Origin of the sequence: Capnocytophaga felis (assembly GCF_009684755.1) — a bacterium.
GTDB classification, from domain to species: Bacteria; Bacteroidota; Bacteroidia; order Flavobacteriales; family Flavobacteriaceae; genus Capnocytophaga; species Capnocytophaga felis.
Genome location: NZ_BLBC01000014.1, coordinates 215,918 through 234,218, shown reverse-complemented (window position 1 = coordinate 234,218; position 18,301 = coordinate 215,918). Strand labels below are relative to the sequence as shown.

The following is an 18,301-nucleotide window of genomic DNA, read 5'->3' as shown; positions in this document are numbered from 1 at the left end:
ATTTTTTCTATCTTTGCGACTTAACTAAAATGCAAAATATTATGTATCCACCAGAATTGGTAAAACCTATGATAGAAGAACTAACAGCGGTTGGTTTTCAAGAATTAAAAACAGTTGATGATGTGCAAGAAGCACTTAAAAAGCAAGGTACAACCTTAGTTGTTGTGAATTCGGTTTGTGGATGTGCTGCCAGAAATGCTCGTCCTGCGGCAATTATGAGTCTTCAAAATCCAAAAAAACCTGATCATTTAACAACTGTATTTGCAGGCGTTGACAAAGAAGCTACTGCGGAAGCTCGTCATTTTATGTTACCTTTTCCTCCTTCATCTCCAAGTATCGCTCTTTTTAAAGATGGTGAATTGGTGCATATGCTTGAGCGTCATCATATTGAAGGAAGATATGCAGAAACAATTGCAGAAAATCTTCAACAAGCTTACGACGAATTTTGTTAAAATACTTTATCTTGCCAAAGCTCACATTTGGCAAAATTTTTAATCATAAAGCTGTCTGAATTTTTGAAAAAGTAAAAGTTTATACAGGTTTAGTATCTCAAGAATAGAAGAAAAATAAAAAGGCTGTTTTTTTAAAAAAACAGCCTTTTTCGTTTTAAAAAAATTATTTTAGGCTTCCTACCATATCTTCAGGTTTTACCCAAGCGTCAAAATCTTCAGGAGTTACATAACCTAATCTAACGGCTTCTTCTTTCAATGTAGTTCCATTTCTGTGAGCTGTTTGAGCGATTTCGGCAGCTTTGTAGTATCCTATTTTGGTGTTTAATGCTGTAACTAACATCAGTGAATTGTCAACCAATTCTTTGATACGTTTATAGTTAGGTTCAATACCTTGAGCACAATGTTCATCAAATGAAAGGCAAGCATCTCCTAACAATTCTGCTGAACGTAAGAAATTGGAAGCCATTAATGGTTTAAATACATTCAATTCATAATGACCTTGAGCTCCTCCAACAGAAATAGCTACATCGTTCCCCATAACTTGTGCAGCGACCATTGTAAGTGCTTCACATTGAGTAGGATTTACTTTACCCGGCATAATTGAACTACCTGGCTCATTTTCAGGAATTAAAATTTCTCCAATACCAGAACGCGGACCTGAAGCCAACATACGGATGTCATTTGCAATTTTATTTAATGAAACCGCCAATTGTTTTAAAGCTCCGTGAGCTTCCACAATGGCATCGTGTGAAGCCAATGCTTCAAATTTGTTTGGTGCAGTAACAAACGGATGTCCTGTAAATTTAGCGATGTATTCAGCTACTTTTACGTCATATCCTTTTGGAGTGTTAAGACCTGTTCCTACGGCAGTTCCTCCTAAAGCTAATTCAGAAAGATGTGTCAATGTGTTTTTTAAGGCTTTTAACCCGTAATCCAATTGAGCGGCATATCCTGAAATTTCTTGTCCTAAGGTAAGAGGTGTGGCATCCATAAGGTGTGTACGCCCTATTTTTACTACATCTTTGAAGGCTTCTGCTTTGGCTTTCAATGTATCACGAAGTTTTTCTACTCCCGGGATTGTTTTTTCAACCACCATTTTGTAGCAAGCGATGTGCATTCCTGTAGGGAAAGTATCGTTTGACGATTGTGATTTATTTACATCATCATTAGCTTTCAAAACGGGTTCTCCTTCGCCTATTTTTCCGCCAGCAAGTACTTGAGCACGGTTAGCAATCACTTCATTAACGTTCATATTTGATTGTGTTCCCGAGCCTGTTTGCCAAATTACAAGCGGAAATTGGTCGTTTAACTTGCCAGCCAAAATCTCATCACAAACCTGTGCAATAGCATCTCTTTTTTCGGTCGAAAGCACACCCAAATCACAGTTAGCATAAGCAGCTGCTTTTTTCAGGTAAGCAAACCCTCTTACGATTTCAATTGGCATTGAAGCCGGAGCTCCAATTTTAAAATTGTTACGTGAACGCTCGGTTTGTGCTCCCCAATATTTATCAGCAGGAACTTTTACCTCGCCCATTGTGTCTTTTTCAATTCTGTAACTCATTTTATTCTATTTTTATGTTATTAAACAATTTTTCTAAGCTTTTAAAACTCTACAAAGTTATTAAATTTAGCAGACATAAAATAGTTTTTTGATAATTTTTTTCTCCTCTTGAAGCAAAAAAATGAGATTTGAAAAAAATGTGTAATTTCAAATCTCATCATATTGTTTAAACTCTTTGATTAATATGCCTTAGCAAATAAAACCCGTTTGGTAGAAGGTTTTCCTGAAAAAATACAAACTCCTTTTTCTTCTTTTACGTCCAAAGGAATACAACGAATGGTTGCTTTGGTTTCTTCTTGAATTGCAGCTTCCGTTTCAGGAGTTCCGTCCCAATGAGCAGAAATAAATCCTCCTTTGGTTTCCAAAACTTCTTTGAATTCATCATACGAATCAACTTCCGTAATATGAGAATTTCGGTAATCTAAAGCTTTTTTGTAGATATTTTCTTGAATATCAACTAATAATTTTTCAATATGTGCTATAATTACATCACCCGAAATGGTTTCTTTGGTTAACGTATCGCGGCGGGCTACCTCAAAAGTGTTGTTTTCTAAATCACGTTGCCCTACTGCCAAACGAACGGGTACACCTTTAAGCTCGTATTCATTGAATTTGAATCCCGGTTTTTGAGTATCACGATCATCAAGTTTTACTGAAATTCCTCGTTTTTTTAGCTCGTTTATTAGAGGTAATACTTTTTGTCGTACGGCTTCCAATTGTTCTTCTCCTTTGTAAATGGGAACTATAACTACTTGAATAGGAGCTAATTTTGGAGGAAGTACCAATCCGTTATCATCGCTATGTGTCATAATTAAAGCTCCCATTAATCGGGTAGAAACCCCCCAAGAGGTTGCCCAAACATAGTCAAGAGTTCCTTCTTTTGAAGCAAATTTTACATCAAAAGCTTTGGAGAAATTTTGTCCTAAAAAGTGTGAAGTTCCTGCTTGTAAGGCTTTTCCGTCTTGCATCAAGGCTTCGATACAGTAAGTTTCATCGGCTCCGGCAAAACGCTCCGATTCGGTTTTAAAACCTTTTATAACGGGTACGCACATAAAATTTTCAGCAAATTCGGCATATACGTTCATCATTTTTTCTGCTTCTTCAATAGCTTCGGCTTTGGTGGCGTGTGCTGTATGCCCTTCTTGCCATAAAAATTCGGCAGTACGTAAGAATAGGCGAGTACGCATTTCCCAACGCACCACATTTGCCCATTGGTTAATAAGGATTGGTAAATCCCGATACGATTGAATCCAATTCTTGTATGTATTCCAAATGATAGCTTCTGATGTGGGACGCACTACCAATTCTTCTTCTAATTTAGCCTCAGGGTCAACCATTAATTTTCCTTTTTCATTAGGGTCGGCTTTTAGGCGATAATGTGTTACAACGGCACATTCTTTGGCAAATCCTTCCGCATTTTTCTCTTCTGCTTCAAAAAAACTTCTTGGTACGAAAAGCGGAAAATAAGCATTTACGTGACCTGTTTCTTTGAACATTCGGTCAAGTTCTGCCTGCATTTTTTCCCAAATAGCATACCCGTAAGGTTTGATTACCATACAGCCACGCACTCCGGAATTTTCAGCTAATTCGGCTTTTACTACTAATTCATTATACCATTTTGAATAATCTTCTCCGCGTTTTGTTAAGTTTTTACTCATTTTTTTATTAATCTCGTAAAATTGCTATTCTCGTAATTTTGTCAAAGTCGCAAATTTATAAAAAGTATTTCAGATTTTAACGTTTGTGTTTAGGAAATTAAAGACAAGGAATATCTTTATAATGTGATGAATTTTATTTTTTACGGTAGTTATCTGTAAGTCAGTGCTTTATTTTTGAGGTTTGTTGTCAGAATGTGAGAAAATAATCATTTATACATTGTAAATTGTTGATGAAAGATTTTTTGTAATATTCAATGGAAATACTTTTGCAATTAATCCGAAAATCAGTATCTTTGCTCGGAATTTTGTAATTAACCTCTAAATACATAATAATATGTTAAGAAAAATTAACCAAGTACTTTTAGGAGGGATGTTGTGCTTGAGCTTTGTGGCTTGTAATTCTGTACAAAAAGCGAGTACTCCCACCACAGAAAAAACAACAATGTATCAGCACATTAAAGTGCCTACGCCAAAACGTGCTGCTGGTCAGAAAGATGTAGTGAATTTAGTAACTCCAAAGTTGGAAACTGTTCGTGTAGGATTTATTGGTTTGGGAATGCGTGGACCTGGTGCGGTACAGCGTTTTATGCATATTCCGGGAGCTAAAGTTACAGCTCTTTGTGATATTCGCCCAGAGAGAGTTGAGAAAGCTCAAACAATTTTAGAAAAGGCAGGAGTTGAAAAAGCAGCAACTTACAGCGGTTCAGAAGATGCTTGGAAAGCACTTTGTGAGCGAGATGATGTTGATTTAGTGTATATTGTAACTGATTGGAAGTCACACGTTCCTATGGCTTTGTATGCTATGGAAAAAGGTAAACACGTAGCAATTGAAGTTCCGGGAGCAATGACTATGGATGAAATCTGGTCATTGATTGATATGGCAGAAAAAAAACGTTTGCATTGTATGATGCTTGAAAACTGTGTATACGATTATTTCGAATTAACTTCATTAAATATGGCTCAACAAGGATTATTTGGTGAAATCATTCACGCAGAGGGTTCGTATATTCATAGTTTAGATGATTTCTGGAAAGCTTATTGGAACAACTGGAGACTAGATTATAATGCTAAACATCGTGGAGATGTGTATCCAACACACGGTATGGGACCTGCTTGTCAGGCACTTGACATCCACCGAGGTGATAAGATGAATTACTTAGTTTCTTTTGATACAAAACCTTTCAAAGGGAAAAAATTGTATGAGCAGGTTACAGGTAAAAACGGGGATAATTTCCAAAATGGAGACCATACAATGACGATGATTAAAACCGAAAAAGGAAAAACAATGCAAATTCAGCATAATGTAATGACTCCTCGTCCTTATTCACGTATGTATCAACTTACTGGAACAAAAGGATTTGCAAATAAATATCCAACAGAAGGATACACAGTAGAACCTGAAAATATTTCAAAAGATGATGTTCCTAATCACGAGAATCTAAGCTCTCACGGATTTGTTCCGAAAGAAGTAAAAGAAGCTCTGATGAAGAAATACAAACATAGAATTCACATTGAATTGGAAGAGAAAGCCAAACAAGTAGGAGGACACGGAGGAATGGATTTCATAATGGATTACCGTTTGATATATTGTTTAAGAAATGGACTTCCGTTAGATATGGACGTGTATGATTTAGCTGAATGGTCTTGCTTGGTTCCTCTTTCAAAACTTTCTTTGGAAAATGGAAGTGTTCCGGTTGAAATTCCAGATTTTACACGTGGAGCTTGGAACAAAGTTAAAAAATACAGACACGCTTTTGCAGAATAAAATTTTCTTAGATAAAAGTAAAAAGCCTTGCTGATTGCAAGGCTTTTTTTATAACCAAGGTTCAATTAATTGAATTACCGGAGGTGCTAAAATAGCAGTAAAAACACCATTAAGTATCATTCCCAAACTTGCATAAACTGCGTGTTTTTCACTCAATCCAAAAGCAGCCATTACTCCCAATCCGTGAGAAGCAGTTCCTATGGCAATTCCTTTGCCCATAGGACTTTTAACTCCGAAAAAATTAAGAATTTTGAATCCAAAAACACTTCCAAGTACTCCCGTGATTATTACTGAAGCAACCGTAAGAGGAGTAATTCCTCCGATAACTTTTGAAATTTCAATTGCAATAGGCGTTGTTACAGATTTGGGAACTAATGATAATATGATTTCTTTATCTGCCCCAAATAATTTCGCTACTAAACAGACCGAAAAAATACCAACCAAACTACCAATAAACTGACAAACAAGCAATGGAATTAACTGTTTTTTTATTTTTGAAATTTGCAAGTACAAAGGTACGCCAAGTGCAACAATGGAGGGCTTTAACCAAAATTCGATAAAAACTCCTGCTTCTTTATATTTACTATGAGAAATATTAAAAACAGATAAATAGCCAATGAGAACGGCAGTTGTTATCAAAACCGGACTCAATAAAGCAGAATTGTACTTCTTCTGAAGTATTTGAGTAATATGATAAATAGCAAATGTAAGTCCTAAAAGTAGTAAAGGATTTTCTAAAAATGAATTCATTATTTTTTTATCTTCTTTCGTAAAAATTGATAACTATGTCCTGTGATAACAATCACAATAATTGTAGTAACGATGACGGTAATAGCAATTGACCAAAAATTGGTGGCTATTAAGTCAAAATGAGCTAAAATAGCCACACCCGGAGGAACGAAAAAAAGTCCTAAATTGGCTATTAATAAATCCGAAATAGCTTTCACCCAATGTAATTTAATCCATCCCAATTGCAGAAAAAAAGTTAAGAAAAACATTCCGATAATGCTTGAAGGAAACTGTATTTTTGTAGCAAAAACAAACAGTTCTCCCAAAGCTAAGCAACCAAAAATAATGGCACAATATCTAACTAACATATGATGAAATTTGTTGCAAAAGTACTCTGTTTTTGTAAAAATAGAGAGAAATTTTTAATATATTTTCTTTCTGAATCAAAGTAAAAAATTAGCGATAAATATATTTATTTCATAAATAATTGACTAAAAGAAAATTAGGAGAGTTTTTAGATAAGGAAAATGAAATAAAAATCCAAAAAAACATAAAATATTATGAGAATATCAAAGTTTTGTATATATTTGCCCTGCAAACAAAAAGAAAAAAGCTATGATAAATTCAGAAAATTTTGACAAATCTTCTCAAAAAGAAGAGTTTACATTCGAGGAAGGTTACGGAAATGAACCTAGAAGAGGAGGCGGAGTGATTTCCAAAATTTTGATAGGAATCTTGGCTATCACAACAGGTTGGGTAGGATATCAAGCCTATTCGCTTCGTCAGGAAAAAGACAAAAATGAAGTTGAATTAAATGAACAGAAAGAACAGATAATCAAAGAGTTGAGTGCTTTGAAAACGAGTTATGACAAAGCTGTAGAAGAGAACAAAACTACTAATCAGGATTTGATTGACGCTCGTAACAAGGTAAGTATGTACATTGATTCTTTAAAAACAATGAAGATTTCGATGGAATCCTTGAGAAAGTACAGAAATCAAGTTTTTACTTTAACCAAAGAACGTGAACGCTTGTTGGCTATTAACGATTCACTAAGAAGGTCAAATGCGTTAATTCGTCAGGAACGTGATAGCGTTGCGGGAGCTTTGCAAACAACGGTTTCGTATGCAGATTCGTTGGTACAACAAAACACAAAGCTAAGACAAGTAGTTGAAAGTGGTGAAGAGCTACAAATCAATAAATTGACTACAGAGGCTGTTAAAGAGCGTTCAAGCGGTAGATTAGTTGGAACAAGTAGATCAAAAGCTGCAGATAAAATCCGTGTGTGTTTCACAGTTGCAGCAAACAGAATTGCTAAGTCAGGGACTAGATATTTCTACATACAGTTAGTTGATCCGAATGGAGTTACTTTAGGAGAAAACGGAACAACTTCAGTAGGAAATAATACCGTAAATTATAGTACAGTAACTAAATTTATCTACGAAAATAAAAACATTGATGTTTGTGATTTTGTTGCAAAATCAGGAGATAGATTTGAAAAAGGAACATACAAAGTTGTTGTTTTTGATGATAAATTGAAATCTATAGGAGAGACGGAGTTCTCACTTAAATAAGAACGTTCATAATAAAAAATTTATATTATTAAATCAAAAAAGAGAGAAACATTATGTTTCTCTCTTTTGTTTTTTTATAATGAATTTCAATAATTTTAAACGTAAGTAAGATTTACCTTGAATCGTAGTTTTATCAATTCCTGCACTCCTGCAATAGCTTTGAAACAACGTTTTAATTTTGTTTTTTCTTCTTTACTTAAACTATTGAGGTCAAGATATCTACCGCTGTTATCATTTTTCAATCCACTTTTTATACGAAATTTTAACAATGCTTTAGCTGCATAGGCACTTGCTAAGTAAATGTCTTTATTTTGAGGTTCCAATTCTGCTAATTTCTCAAATCGTTCAGAGGTGTTGGTCACTCCTTTGATTTTGTAAGAAAGAGAAAGCAACCGTGCACTATCACTGATTGTTGTCAAGGCTCTAGCTTTCAAATCAAATTGGTCTTTGTATTTTCCGTCGTGTTCGACAATGAAATTTCTAAAAAATCCGAGAGGAGACGGATTTTCCAATGCACTTTTTGCTAACAAAGCCATAAAACGTTCGTTACTTTGCGTGAGTTCGAATACTTTATCACTTAGCTTTTCTACCAAAGTAGGTTCGCCAAAAGAAAAAGCCATATCATAAAAGATAGAAAACATCAGAAGGTCAGCATCATTTGCATCAGAAATCCATTTTTGGAATTGTTCTTCCCATTTTTCCAAGCTTAAGCACCAATTAGGATTTCTTGCCATCATATCCGCAGGGCAGTAATCGTATCCAATTTTATTGAGCATTGTATTGATTTTATCGGCTAATTGCAGAAAATATTGTTTTGTTTTTTCATAATTTTCTTCTGCAACATTCTCAAAAACAATTGCATTATCTTGGTCAGTTACTAAAAATTGCTCTTTTCGGGCGTGGCTACCCAAACTAACCCAAGCAAACCGAACGGGTGGGGGAGAAGGCATTCGTTTGATGCATATCTCAATAGCTTTAGAAATAATAGCTTCAAATAGTTGATGGAACGAATCGGTAATTAATCCCAAAGGAATATTTTGTAACACATATCCTTTCAGTAAGTTGAGCGATTGTTTACGGATTCGTTTCAAGTGTTTTGATTTTTTTGAACGCTTCACGGCTTTCATCAACTCCGGAATGCTATCGCCTTTTACTGTTTCGATATCGTGCTGTGTCATTATGCCACAAACAGAGGTTTTGTCTGTTCCGTCTTCTGTGATTATCAGGTGATTAATATTATTTTTAATCATCTCAAATTGAGCTTGAGCTATCGTCATTTTTTTGGGATAAGTTCTGACAGGGCTACTCATCACTTGCGATACTTTCATATCCAATGAAAAACAGCCGGTTGCAATTTGTTTTCGCAAATCTTTGTCGGTAACAATACCCAAAGGTTTTTTTTCCGAATCAACCACAACAATACTGCTTACACGTTTTTCAGTCATCAGAAAAGCAGCTTGTTGGATGTTTTCTTCTGGATTGGTTTTCACTACTTTACGAACATAAACAGCAGGTTGTAGCTCAAAAAAATCCTTTTGAAGCATATTTCGGTCAAAATTTTGATACAAAAATTTCGTGTAATCAACCGAGTACGGATTTCTTGTTTTTGAAGCAAAAATTTCAATTAAATATAATCCTATTTTTGTATCATTCTCAATAAGCGGACGAAATTCATTTGCCGGAATTCCGTAAATGATGGATTCTTCTTGAGCAACGGCAGTCATTAAGTAGGGTGTATTCGTAATCATAGGTCGTACCCCAAAAACATCGCCTTCATCGCAAATATCTACCATTTCGGAATTGTCGTTTACCGTTTGTCTCATCTCAATAGCCCCTTCCTTAACGATGTACAGATACTCGTGAGCGTCCTCGTGTTCTTTGAAGAGAATTTTACCTTTTTCCAAGTAGATGACGACAACTTCTTTTGATAAATTAAGTAATTTGTCTTCGTCAATAATATCAAAAGGAGGATACTTTTTTAAAAAATCATAAACTCTTCGAGAGATAGTGTTTCTCATAAATAATTAAAATACAGATAAATATTGAATTATTCTTTTTCTTTTATGTCGTGGAGTTTTCCCACGGATTTTCCTACAATCATTGCAACACAGGCGTCTCCTGTAACATTTGCAACGGTTCGCATCATATCCAACGGACGGTCAACAGCGAAGATTAATGCCAAACCTGCTTCAGGAATACCAGCTTGTTCCAAAATAATCACGAGCATAGCAATACTGGCACCAGGAACGCCCGCCGTACCAATGGAAGCCAATGTTGCAGTAACAACAATCCCAAGTTGAGCCGCGAAGTTCAAATCCGTTCCTGAGGCTTGAGCAATGAAAATAGTTGCAATTCCAAGATACAGGCTCGTTCCGTCCATATTTACAGTCGCTCCCAAAGGAATCACAAAACTTGCAACTTCCTCATCTACACCTAATTCATCTTCCACACGTTCCATTGTCAGAGGCATTGTTGCTGAGCTTGAACTCGTTGAAAAAGCCAAAAGCTGAACGGGAGCCATCTTTTCCAGAAAGAATTTCGGGCTTCTTTTTGTAAAACTCCATACCAAAATGCAATATATTCCCATCAATATGGTTAAGCCGGCAAACACACATAGAGCATAAACCAATAGAGCAGAAAGTACTTCAGAATTAGGTACTTCCACGATTAATCCGGCAATAAGTGCAAATACTCCGTAAGGAGCAAATTTCATTATCAAATCAATGATTTTCAGTATTATATCATTAAGACTGCTAAAGAAATCTTTTACTGGTTTTGTCTTTTCTTCAGGGATTAAAATCATTGCAAATCCGAATAATATCGCACAGAAAATGATTTGAAGCATATTGGCGTTGTCCGTTGCCGACAAAAAGAGGTTATCTGGCACTAAGTTTTCGATAGCGTCTAACGGGCGTGCTTCTTTTTGTTTTTGAGCAATGCTTATACTCTTATCTGCTTGTGATTTAAAGCTTTCCATCAATTCAATACGGGTTTCTTCTTTCAGCATTTTTCCCGGTTTAACGATGTTTGCCACTATTAGCCCGATGGAAATTGCCAAAACTGTGGTCAGCATATATATGATGATTGTTCTTGTACCAATTCTGGAAAATTTGGAAATATCTTTCAAATCGGAAATTCCTTTGATGAGAGAAGCTAAAATTAGAGGTATAGCTATGATTTTTAATGATTTAATAAAAATGTTTCCGAAAGGTTTTACGTAATCCAACACGAAGTTTTTTCCCCACGAAAATTGTAACATTAGCAGGGCTAATAAACCTCCTGCTAACATACCAATGAGAATTTGCCAATGTAACGCAATTTTTGTATTTTTTTTCATATGAAGTTAAAATAAAAAGAATTGTTTTTATATTTCTGATTCAACCTCGCAATATATAACTTTTTTCGCATACGAGAAATTTATGAATTGTTTTTTCTATTTTTGTGATTGAATTACACAAAGGTGATGAAGTTTATTTTTAATTATATTTTGTTTTTTTTCAAATCAATTCATCTTCACGGAGTTCATTCTCCGTTTGTTTTTGATTTGATTAACAATTGTTTGCGTGTAAAAAGTGAAATTCAAAATAAAGAAATGTACAATTTCAAAAAAATGGAGATTTCTGAAAGAAAATTTCAATTATTGTTACAATTTGTTGAATATTTTGATGCAAAATACATTTTTATAAATGATAAAAATATCCAAGAAGCGTTACAATTCACAGAAAGAAATATTTCCGTTGAAACAGAAATTTACTCGAATTCTGTAATAAAAAGATACGATTTGATTTTTGTAAATAAATATACTGAGAATTTGGAAATTACATCTTTTTTAGAAAGAATGCATAATGATAGTGTGTTGATAATTAATGATATAAATAAGGATTGTAATACAATTCATTGGCAGAAATTGATAAATCATCCAAAAACTACAGCTTGCATAAATACTTTTTCACAAGGATATGTTTTTATACGTAGGGAACAAAAAAAGGAAGTTTTTTATATTAAAGTCTGATGATTTTTAGTATATTCGCAAAAAAATAGTTGAAGTTTTATTATTTGGAATGTTGTAAAAAACAATCAATTCGCTTAATTTGTGAAAAATATGAGTTTATTAGAAGTTAGAGATATCAAACGTGATTTTAAGTTAGGGAGCGAGGTTCTGCACGTGTTAAAAGGCATTTTTTTATCGATTGAAAAAGGTGAATATGTGGCACTTATGGGACCTTCAGGCTCAGGAAAATCAACTTTGATGAATATTTTAGGTTGTTTGGATACGCCAACTTCGGGTGAATATATTCTTAATGGGAGAGATGTTAGTAAACTTTCTGACGGAGAGCTTGCTGATATTCGTAATAAGGAAATTGGATTTGTTTTCCAGACGTTTAACTTAATGCCCAGAACTACTGCGTTAGATAATGTGGCTTTGCCGATGATTTATGCAGGAATAGGAAAAGATAAACGACGAGAACGAGCCAAAGAAGTGCTTGAACTTGTGGGACTTGGAGATAGAATGACGCATAAACCTAATGAACTATCGGGCGGACAAAGACAAAGAGTGGCTGTGGCAAGAGCTTTAGTGAATCATCCTTCCATTATTTTGGCAGATGAGCCTACGGGAAATTTGGATTCGAAAACTTCGTACGAAATTATGGCTCTTTTTGATGAAATTCACCAAAAAGGAAATACGGTTATTTTGGTAACACACGAAGAAGATATCGCTCAGCACGCACACCGTATTATTCGTTTGCGTGATGGATTGATAGACAGTGATTTTAGAAAAGAATAATTTTTAAAAATATAATAAATATATGTGGTGGTTATGGGGATTATTGATTATTCCTGTGTTCTTTTTTCTTGTTTTTTGGAATGATAGAAAAAATCGGAATAAACTATACAAAAGACAAGGAAGAAACTTTAGGGAGAATTACCTGAAGAAGAAAGAAAATCTTAAAAAATAAGTTACTGATTTTACTTTTCAAATAAGGAATTGATTGTTTTATAATTTTGAAGAAGCGTTAATTTTAATTTGTAAAAGTTTTATTAAAAAAAATAACTCACTGCTTTACAGTGAGTTATTTTATTTTGTGACCTCGTCAGGATTACATTCTATTTTACCTACCTAAACTATTTACATCTATACACAAACATTTTCAGTTATTTATATAAAACGGTTGTTTGTGTGTGTGGTCAAAAATAAACTACAATAACAAAATAACTTACCCTTTTTCTTACCCTTTTTATATATTTGCAAAAAAAATTGCAATGTATTTTTATTTAAAAGAACCAAAATCAGATAAGCCAACTCCCATTATTATACAATATTATTCAAAGGTAGATAAAAAAATCTTTAAATACACTACTGGCGTAAAAATATCTCCGGAAGAATGGGATTTTGATGCTCGAAGCCCTAAAGTAAAACGTGGTGCGGTCGGGCTAACAAATTCCCATATCAAAACAAAAATTTCCGTTTACAATGATTTTTTAATCACAACCATAAACAATATGGAGCTAAATGGAATTGCCGTTACTGTGCAAGAGCTTAAAAATGCTTTTGACTTGCATTTCAAAAACAAGGTACCGGAGGCAAAGGAGTTTGAGTATTTTACAGACTTCATTGATGATTTTTGCGAGAAAGCTCCTAACCTTATCAATAAAAGCACTAAAAAACATTATGAACCTTCAAAAATAAAGCACTACAAAAAGACGGCTAATCGATTGCGTGAATATGAAGCAAAGCACGGAAAATTGAAAATAAGCAGTTTTACAACTGACGATTACGAAAAATTTGTCAATTATTTGTATTCTAAGCGATACGCTACAAATACTGTTGGTGATTTAGTTAAAAACGTAAAAGTATTGCTTAAAAAAGCAGAAGAAATGAAATACAGCGTTCTGCCTGACTACAAAGAATTTTCCGTACTGAAAGAAGAAAGCGTGAGTATTGCACTCAGTGAAGATGAAATACAACGTATCTTCGATTATGATTTTTCCAATAATCCCAGGCTCGAAAATTGCCGTGATTTGGCAATTATTGGTTTTTGGACCGGCTTACGAGTTTCTGACTTCCTTTCCTTACCAGAAATAAAGCCCGAAGACAAATTTATTACCGTACAACCGCAGAAAACAAAACATAGTTCCGGAATAAAAGTGGTTATTCCGTTGCATCATCATATCAAAGAAATGATTTCTAAGCGTGGTATGCCCAAAAGCATTTCAGATGTTAAGTTCAATTTATACATTAAAGAAGTTTGCCAAATTGTGGGATTGGTAGAACCTATTCGTGGTTCATTGATGAATGCTTTTACCAAACGTAAGGAGACGGCTATGTATCCGAAATGGCAATTGGTAAGCTCACACACTTGTCGGCGTTCGTTCGCAACCAATTTATATAAGATGAATTTCCCAACAATTTCAATAATGAAAATCACAGGTCATACCAGCGAGAAAACATTTTTGAGCTACATTAAAGTAACGCCTACCGAACACGCCGAGAAACTTTTAGCTCATTGGGAAGCGTATTACAATCAGAAATAATTTTATATCTTTGCAGAAAATCTATACAATTATGGGCTACATCATTACAATAAACAGCGAAAGCAAACAGGCACTGGCTCTTTTGGAAATTGCTAAAACATTTGATTTTACTGAAATAACAAAAGTAAAGACAAAGCCTAAAAAGGTTTTGACTGCAAAGGAAAAAAACTTTTTGAAAAGACTTAATCGTTCCGCTACACACGCAAAAGAAATTGCCGCAGGAAAAAGAAAAGGAAACTCCGTAAATGCCTTGCTCAATGAAATATGAGTTTACAACAACCGATGATTTCGATAAAGAATTTAAATCTTTGCGGAAAAAATATAAAACCCTCAACGATGATTTGAAAAAATTGATGTCTGCCATTGAAAATGGAAAAGATGGAGGTGTTGATTTAGGTGGAGGGTTTAAGAAAATACGAATGAAAATAACTGCTAAAAACAAAGGTAAAAGTGGCGGTGCAAGGGTCATTACTTACGAAACCATTGTGAATATTGAAGAAATGCTCGTTTCTTTTGTATCTATTTATGACAAATCAGAATACGAAAATATCAATATAGATATTTTAAAAGACAATTTAGGAGTATAAAACTCATTTACTTACTCCAAACTGTCCATTTATATCTTTTTGAACTCCTTATACTCCTTAGATTTGATAGAATCTTGATTTTTTTCTTTCATAGTTCTTAGCCCTCTAAAGAAATGAAGTAACTTTTCGCTTGGATTGCTGATGTTATGTGTATGTGATCTATTCATAAGGCTTAATTTTTTGTAAACGTGAAAGATTTACGCCACAAAAGTATATCAATTTTGTATAACTACAAAATTTTTCCCCTTTTTTCCGGTACCGGAGCACCTCGCCGCCTCATTTTCCGGTACCATTTTCAAAGCAAATTAGGTAAAGGATTACTTCCCTTATATAACAAAAACCCGCCCCCTAAAGAAAATATGATTTTGAACTGAAAATATTTGTGTGCAATTTGTGTGTAAGTATATGTGTTTGTTTTTCAATTCATTAAGTGCCTTTGCACACAAAACACACAAAACACACAAAAATTTTTCATTTATTTATGCTTGATGTCTGTGAGGTGCGGAAAATGCCGATTTTAACACTTTTGGGAGGGTTTTCGGTATATTTTTTTCACACTCTTTTTATTATATTTTTTTTGTGTGTTTTGTGTGTAAGAATAAAAATAAAGTATAATATAAAGAAAATCAATAAAATACGTTGCACACAAATCTGCACACAAAAATTTTTTTCAAGATTTTTTTTGTGTGCAGAGCGTTTTTTGTGTGCAAATTTTTCATTGACAACGTGAATTTCTGCACACAAAAATTTTAACCTCAAAAAACTCTATGATCAGCAAATTACATACCCCACAAACGGATATATGCATCCATTTGCTTTTTTGTTTTTATATGGATCTCGTTCAAATAAATTGCTTTTTCTTCTCGGTTATGATATAAGAAATCTATAAACAATCTTGTTGAAACGAAAGCACAATGGGGATAAAATGGAGCATTATTTTGAAATTTTTCATAATGATTTTTGAAGCATTTTATCCAAGAAAGTAATGCTAAATATTCATCATCGGTATAATTATCAAACGTAGTTGAATCTATCAATAAAATATCCTCTGGTAGTCGTTTTTGAATTTCTTTTAATTGTGTTTTTTTAAGCATACATCTTTCAAAATATTTAGGTTATTCCCCATTTGAAAAAATTATGTTTTCTATTTTATCAAGCCTATCTGCCAAATCCTCATAATTGTTGTAATACTCTATATTTTTATTTATAGACTTCTCATAATTATTGTAAAAAGCATCGAAATCATTACTTCTCATTTCTGAAACATAAGTAACACTTCGCCCTATATTGTCTTCTAATACAGAGTTAGGCATATGCTCTTTAAATAAAGAATACAATATATGTATGGCTGACCTTACTTCAATTAATTGTGGATATTCTCCATATTTTCTATGATACATCTCTCTAATTTCATCCGAGAAGACATATTTTCTGTCATAATTTGCACAACATAGATATAAAACCTCTATATATTTCTTAATAGTATCCAAATTCAATTGTGTTAATAAATCTTTACTCATAATTACTTCACATTTAATATTTTCAATACTTTTTCTTCAAATCCTATTTTTACAATTTCATCTTCACTTACATCTAATTGGATAAAAACTTTCGATTTTTTTAAGTTGTCGGAAAGTTTTATCTTTTGGATAGTCTTTTCTTCTAAAAAATGTTCAAAAAAATCATACTCCAAAATATGTCCTATTTTTTTCAACAAATTTGTATCTATACTATCCCTTTCAAAGATGTTATAAACATTACTTCTTTCTGTTCCAATTAGCTCTGAAAACTCTATAACTGTCAGTTTTTGAGCTTTCATTCTTTCTTTGATTAGTTGTCCTATTTTTTTTTCCATAGTAGTTAAAATTAAATATTTAAAAATCAATACATTATACTTTTTGTGGAATTTTTTTCAAAAAAAAGTAGAAAAAAATAATACATTTGTATAAAAATTTTATACATTTGCAATCAGAAATGAAACCAAAAAAAAACAATCATCTGAAATCAAAATTAAAGCCAAACGAAAAATGAGAGTAGTAAAAATCAAAAATGAAGTGCTGGAAAAGCTCAAAGAAGACGAACGAGCGATAGCCCATTTGTTTTTAAAAACAAACGTTCCTATCACTACGCTAAAGCGTTGGATAACCTCCAATGATGAAAAACTCACGATGTACGGCATCTTACTTGCCATTTCGGAAATCACACAAACCGCAATAACCAAAATCGTGGAAATTGAAGAGAAATAACAGAGGTGTCGCCAACCGTAGGGGCGTAATGCTTACGCCCTTACAACCAAAAAACCGTAAAAACCAAGAAAACAATGAAAGATTTAAAAAACACCATATTTGGCTCTATTATAATGTTGATGCTACTTATTTTTATCATAATAACTTTACTTTTAGATAATTACAAATTAGAAGTTTTAGGTATATATTTTCTTCTTTGCTCTGTTTTATTAGGATTTTTATACAATTTTTTTGATGAATACTAAGAACAAAAAAACGTTATGAAAAACATAGATAAAACACTGAAAATAATAGAAATAGCTTCGGAATATGAAATAACAATTATGGTAGATAGAGGTTATGATTTCGCAATTTTTGGTTTTTTCCCTATTCCAATTCCGGGTACCTACATTCATTTTGAGTTCGTGCCTCGAAGTTCTTCGCTCAGTATGAAAAAAGCTAAAATCATAGCCGAAAAAATACCGAAAAAGTTTTATAAATCTTTGATTTTGGCTTTTGAAAAGTTTAAAAACACAAACCAAATAATCATATACAAACCAAATCGTTATGAAACACTTAGAATCATATGCCCAAGAAATAGAAAAAGCCTTAAAAAATATAGTAGGCATTAAGAATATCCTTAATTACAATACCAATTTTGCTATTCACTTTTCGTTTTGGTTTGAGGATTACGAGGTTTTCAACGAAATAGAAGAAAACCTACCTCCTAATTGGTATGTGAGCTTCACGCAACGCGATAAAATAGTCGTTTTAAAATACAACATCTCACAGGAGCAAAACGAATTTTTAGCTGAACAATATCTGATAAAAAAACAAAAATAGCCGTTATGACTGCCGAAATAGCCAAACAAATCATAGAGCAAATGCCTCATAGTGAAGTAGAACGTTTGCATAAATTGATGGGAGTGCAACCGCAAACTGTTAATGTAGTACAAGAGGTTGTAAATCTGCTTTATAGTTTAAAAACTCACGATATATGCTTCACTCCTGAAGAATGTGCCAAATACTTAGGAAAGCACATCAATACAGTACGTACAGCCATAAAAAACAAGCAAATTATTGCTTATCCCGTGGGTGCTACATATAGTATCCCAAAAATTCAATTCATTGAAAAAATCATTGCTGAACACAAAAAAAATAACTTAGGGATGTAGAGTAGCAGGGGCAATGCCAGTCCTGAATTTGTCCCGCTACTTT

Annotated in this window: 22 protein-coding genes; 12 read left to right on the top strand and 10 right to left on the bottom strand. The window is 33.5% G+C overall.

Annotation, left to right across the window (positions count from 1 at the left end; all coding sequences use genetic code 11):
* The first annotated feature begins 41 nt into the window (after nucleotides 1-41).
* Nucleotides 42-452: a BrxA/BrxB family bacilliredoxin gene (locus GN105_RS11575; protein ID WP_155285556.1), complete on the top strand. Its 411-nt coding sequence runs from the start codon at nucleotides 42-44 to the stop codon at nucleotides 450-452.
* Between the two features lie 163 nt (nucleotides 453-615).
* Here the strand turns inward: GN105_RS11575 and fumC are convergent, their stop codons facing one another.
* Both fumC and proS read right to left on the bottom strand, forming a co-directional pair.
* A complete protein-coding gene (gene fumC / locus GN105_RS11570) occupies nucleotides 616-2,013 on the bottom strand; it encodes a class II fumarate hydratase (RefSeq protein ID WP_155285555.1) in 1,398 nt (465 codons plus the stop codon).
* Between the two features lie 179 nt (nucleotides 2,014-2,192).
* Nucleotides 2,193-3,671, bottom strand: coding sequence for a proline--tRNA ligase (gene proS / locus GN105_RS11565; RefSeq protein ID WP_155285554.1), 1,479 nt, complete (start codon nucleotides 3,669-3,671; stop codon nucleotides 2,193-2,195).
* 334 nt (nucleotides 3,672-4,005) lie between these two features.
* Between proS and GN105_RS11560 the strand changes: the two genes are divergently transcribed.
* Nucleotides 4,006-5,436, top strand: a complete 1,431-nt coding sequence (locus GN105_RS11560) for a Gfo/Idh/MocA family protein (protein WP_155285553.1) — start codon at nucleotides 4,006-4,008, stop codon at nucleotides 5,434-5,436.
* Between the two features lie 48 nt (nucleotides 5,437-5,484).
* Here GN105_RS11560 and GN105_RS11555 read toward each other — a convergent pair whose 3' ends face one another.
* On the bottom strand, nucleotides 5,485-6,186 hold the full coding sequence (locus GN105_RS11555; RefSeq protein WP_155285552.1) for an LrgB family protein: 702 nt from the start codon (nucleotides 6,184-6,186) through the stop codon (nucleotides 5,485-5,487).
* On the bottom strand, nucleotides 6,186-6,533 hold the full coding sequence (locus GN105_RS11550; protein WP_155285551.1) for a CidA/LrgA family protein: 348 nt from the start codon (nucleotides 6,531-6,533) through the stop codon (nucleotides 6,186-6,188). The genes GN105_RS11555 and GN105_RS11550 overlap by 1 nt, the downstream gene beginning before the upstream one ends.
* 247 nt (nucleotides 6,534-6,780) lie before the next feature.
* Between GN105_RS11550 and GN105_RS11545 the strand changes: the two genes are divergently transcribed.
* A complete protein-coding gene (locus tag GN105_RS11545) occupies nucleotides 6,781-7,737 on the top strand; it encodes a DUF8428 domain-containing protein (RefSeq protein ID WP_155285550.1) in 957 nt (318 codons plus the stop codon).
* A 95-nt stretch (nucleotides 7,738-7,832) separates the two neighbouring features.
* Here GN105_RS11545 and GN105_RS11540 read toward each other — a convergent pair whose 3' ends face one another.
* Complete coding sequence (locus GN105_RS11540; protein WP_155285549.1) at nucleotides 7,833-9,755, bottom strand: DUF294 nucleotidyltransferase-like domain-containing protein; 1,923 nt, start codon at nucleotides 9,753-9,755, stop codon at nucleotides 7,833-7,835.
* A 29-nt stretch (nucleotides 9,756-9,784) separates the two neighbouring features.
* Nucleotides 9,785-11,074 carry a dicarboxylate/amino acid:cation symporter gene (locus GN105_RS11535; protein ID WP_155285548.1) on the bottom strand — a complete coding sequence of 430 codons (1,290 nt, stop codon included), beginning with the start codon at nucleotides 11,072-11,074 and terminating at the stop codon, nucleotides 9,785-9,787.
* A gap of 273 nt (nucleotides 11,075-11,347) precedes the next feature.
* On the opposite strand from GN105_RS11535, the gene GN105_RS11530 reads away from it, so the two are divergent.
* The 5 genes from GN105_RS11530 to GN105_RS11510 all read left to right on the top strand — a co-directional run bounded on the left by GN105_RS11530 (nucleotide 11,348) and on the right by GN105_RS11510 (nucleotide 14,858).
* Complete coding sequence (locus GN105_RS11530; RefSeq protein WP_155285547.1) at nucleotides 11,348-11,749, top strand: hypothetical protein; 402 nt, start codon at nucleotides 11,348-11,350, stop codon at nucleotides 11,747-11,749.
* Between the two features lie 90 nt (nucleotides 11,750-11,839).
* Nucleotides 11,840-12,523: an ABC transporter ATP-binding protein gene (locus GN105_RS11525; RefSeq protein ID WP_155285546.1), complete on the top strand. Its 684-nt coding sequence runs from the start codon at nucleotides 11,840-11,842 to the stop codon at nucleotides 12,521-12,523.
* A gap of 476 nt (nucleotides 12,524-12,999) precedes the next feature.
* Entirely contained in the window at nucleotides 13,000-14,271 is a 1,272-nt protein-coding gene (locus GN105_RS11520) for a tyrosine-type recombinase/integrase (RefSeq protein WP_155285545.1), read from the top strand.
* 31 nt (nucleotides 14,272-14,302) lie between these two features.
* Nucleotides 14,303-14,539, top strand: coding sequence for a hypothetical protein (locus GN105_RS11515; RefSeq protein WP_155285544.1), 237 nt, complete (start codon nucleotides 14,303-14,305; stop codon nucleotides 14,537-14,539).
* Nucleotides 14,529-14,858, top strand: coding sequence for a type II toxin-antitoxin system RelE/ParE family toxin (locus GN105_RS11510; protein ID WP_155285543.1), 330 nt, complete (start codon nucleotides 14,529-14,531; stop codon nucleotides 14,856-14,858). Before GN105_RS11515 ends, GN105_RS11510 begins: the two co-directional genes overlap by 11 nt.
* 29 nt (nucleotides 14,859-14,887) lie before the next feature.
* Here GN105_RS11510 and GN105_RS11505 read toward each other — a convergent pair whose 3' ends face one another.
* From GN105_RS11505 to GN105_RS12890, 4 genes are all read right to left on the bottom strand, one after another.
* Nucleotides 14,888-15,025, bottom strand: a complete 138-nt coding sequence (locus GN105_RS11505) for a hypothetical protein (protein WP_155285542.1) — start codon at nucleotides 15,023-15,025, stop codon at nucleotides 14,888-14,890.
* 612 nt (nucleotides 15,026-15,637) lie between these two features.
* Complete coding sequence (locus tag GN105_RS11500) at nucleotides 15,638-15,952, bottom strand: hypothetical protein (protein WP_155285541.1); 315 nt, start codon at nucleotides 15,950-15,952, stop codon at nucleotides 15,638-15,640.
* A gap of 21 nt (nucleotides 15,953-15,973) precedes the next feature.
* Complete coding sequence (locus tag GN105_RS11495) at nucleotides 15,974-16,378, bottom strand: hypothetical protein (RefSeq protein ID WP_155285540.1); 405 nt, start codon at nucleotides 16,376-16,378, stop codon at nucleotides 15,974-15,976.
* 2 nt (nucleotides 16,379-16,380) lie between these two features.
* Nucleotides 16,381-16,713 (bottom strand): hypothetical protein, encoded by a 333-nt coding sequence (locus tag GN105_RS12890; RefSeq protein WP_175577633.1) that lies wholly within the window; start codon nucleotides 16,711-16,713, stop codon nucleotides 16,381-16,383.
* Between the two features lie 172 nt (nucleotides 16,714-16,885).
* Between GN105_RS12890 and GN105_RS11485 the strand changes: the two genes are divergently transcribed.
* The 4 genes from GN105_RS11485 to GN105_RS11470 all read left to right on the top strand — a co-directional run bounded on the left by GN105_RS11485 (nucleotide 16,886) and on the right by GN105_RS11470 (nucleotide 18,258).
* The gene (locus tag GN105_RS11485; RefSeq protein WP_155285539.1) at nucleotides 16,886-17,104 is read left to right on the top strand and encodes a hypothetical protein; all 219 of its coding nucleotides are present in this window, start codon (nucleotides 16,886-16,888) and stop codon (nucleotides 17,102-17,104) included.
* 260 nt (nucleotides 17,105-17,364) lie between these two features.
* Nucleotides 17,365-17,715, top strand: coding sequence for a hypothetical protein (locus tag GN105_RS11480; protein ID WP_155285538.1), 351 nt, complete (start codon nucleotides 17,365-17,367; stop codon nucleotides 17,713-17,715).
* Nucleotides 17,651-17,926: a hypothetical protein gene (locus GN105_RS11475; RefSeq protein WP_155285537.1), complete on the top strand. Its 276-nt coding sequence runs from the start codon at nucleotides 17,651-17,653 to the stop codon at nucleotides 17,924-17,926. Before GN105_RS11480 ends, GN105_RS11475 begins: the two co-directional genes overlap by 65 nt.
* Nucleotides 17,927-17,931: 5 nt before the next feature.
* On the top strand, nucleotides 17,932-18,258 hold the full coding sequence (locus tag GN105_RS11470; RefSeq protein WP_155285536.1) for a helix-turn-helix domain-containing protein: 327 nt from the start codon (nucleotides 17,932-17,934) through the stop codon (nucleotides 18,256-18,258).
* Nucleotides 18,259-18,301 lie beyond the last annotated feature (43 nt).

Coding starts and splice junctions, on each gene's coding strand:
- GN105_RS11575 (WP_155285556.1), top strand. CDS start 42: ATGTATCCACCAGAATTGGTAAAACCTATGATAGAAGAACTAACAGCG.
- fumC (WP_155285555.1), bottom strand. CDS start 2,013: ATGAGTTACAGAATTGAAAAAGACACAATGGGCGAGGTAAAAGTTCCT.
- proS (WP_155285554.1), bottom strand. CDS start 3,671: ATGAGTAAAAACTTAACAAAACGCGGAGAAGATTATTCAAAATGGTAT.
- GN105_RS11560 (WP_155285553.1), top strand. CDS start 4,006: ATGTTAAGAAAAATTAACCAAGTACTTTTAGGAGGGATGTTGTGCTTG.
- GN105_RS11555 (WP_155285552.1), bottom strand. CDS start 6,186: ATGAATTCATTTTTAGAAAATCCTTTACTACTTTTAGGACTTACATTT.
- GN105_RS11550 (WP_155285551.1), bottom strand. CDS start 6,533: ATGTTAGTTAGATATTGTGCCATTATTTTTGGTTGCTTAGCTTTGGGA.
- GN105_RS11545 (WP_155285550.1), top strand. CDS start 6,781: ATGATAAATTCAGAAAATTTTGACAAATCTTCTCAAAAAGAAGAGTTT.
- GN105_RS11540 (WP_155285549.1), bottom strand. CDS start 9,755: ATGAGAAACACTATCTCTCGAAGAGTTTATGATTTTTTAAAAAAGTAT.
- GN105_RS11535 (WP_155285548.1), bottom strand. CDS start 11,074: ATGAAAAAAAATACAAAAATTGCGTTACATTGGCAAATTCTCATTGGT.
- GN105_RS11530 (WP_155285547.1), top strand. CDS start 11,348: ATGGAGATTTCTGAAAGAAAATTTCAATTATTGTTACAATTTGTTGAA.
- GN105_RS11525 (WP_155285546.1), top strand. CDS start 11,840: ATGAGTTTATTAGAAGTTAGAGATATCAAACGTGATTTTAAGTTAGGG.
- GN105_RS11520 (WP_155285545.1), top strand. CDS start 13,000: ATGTATTTTTATTTAAAAGAACCAAAATCAGATAAGCCAACTCCCATT.
- GN105_RS11515 (WP_155285544.1), top strand. CDS start 14,303: ATGGGCTACATCATTACAATAAACAGCGAAAGCAAACAGGCACTGGCT.
- GN105_RS11510 (WP_155285543.1), top strand. CDS start 14,529: ATGAAATATGAGTTTACAACAACCGATGATTTCGATAAAGAATTTAAA.
- GN105_RS11505 (WP_155285542.1), bottom strand. CDS start 15,025: ATGAATAGATCACATACACATAACATCAGCAATCCAAGCGAAAAGTTA.
- GN105_RS11500 (WP_155285541.1), bottom strand. CDS start 15,952: ATGCTTAAAAAAACACAATTAAAAGAAATTCAAAAACGACTACCAGAG.
- GN105_RS11495 (WP_155285540.1), bottom strand. CDS start 16,378: ATGAGTAAAGATTTATTAACACAATTGAATTTGGATACTATTAAGAAA.
- GN105_RS12890 (WP_175577633.1), bottom strand. CDS start 16,713: ATGGAAAAAAAAATAGGACAACTAATCAAAGAAAGAATGAAAGCTCAA.
- GN105_RS11485 (WP_155285539.1), top strand. CDS start 16,886: ATGAGAGTAGTAAAAATCAAAAATGAAGTGCTGGAAAAGCTCAAAGAA.
- GN105_RS11480 (WP_155285538.1), top strand. CDS start 17,365: ATGAAAAACATAGATAAAACACTGAAAATAATAGAAATAGCTTCGGAA.
- GN105_RS11475 (WP_155285537.1), top strand. CDS start 17,651: ATGAAACACTTAGAATCATATGCCCAAGAAATAGAAAAAGCCTTAAAA.
- GN105_RS11470 (WP_155285536.1), top strand. CDS start 17,932: ATGACTGCCGAAATAGCCAAACAAATCATAGAGCAAATGCCTCATAGT.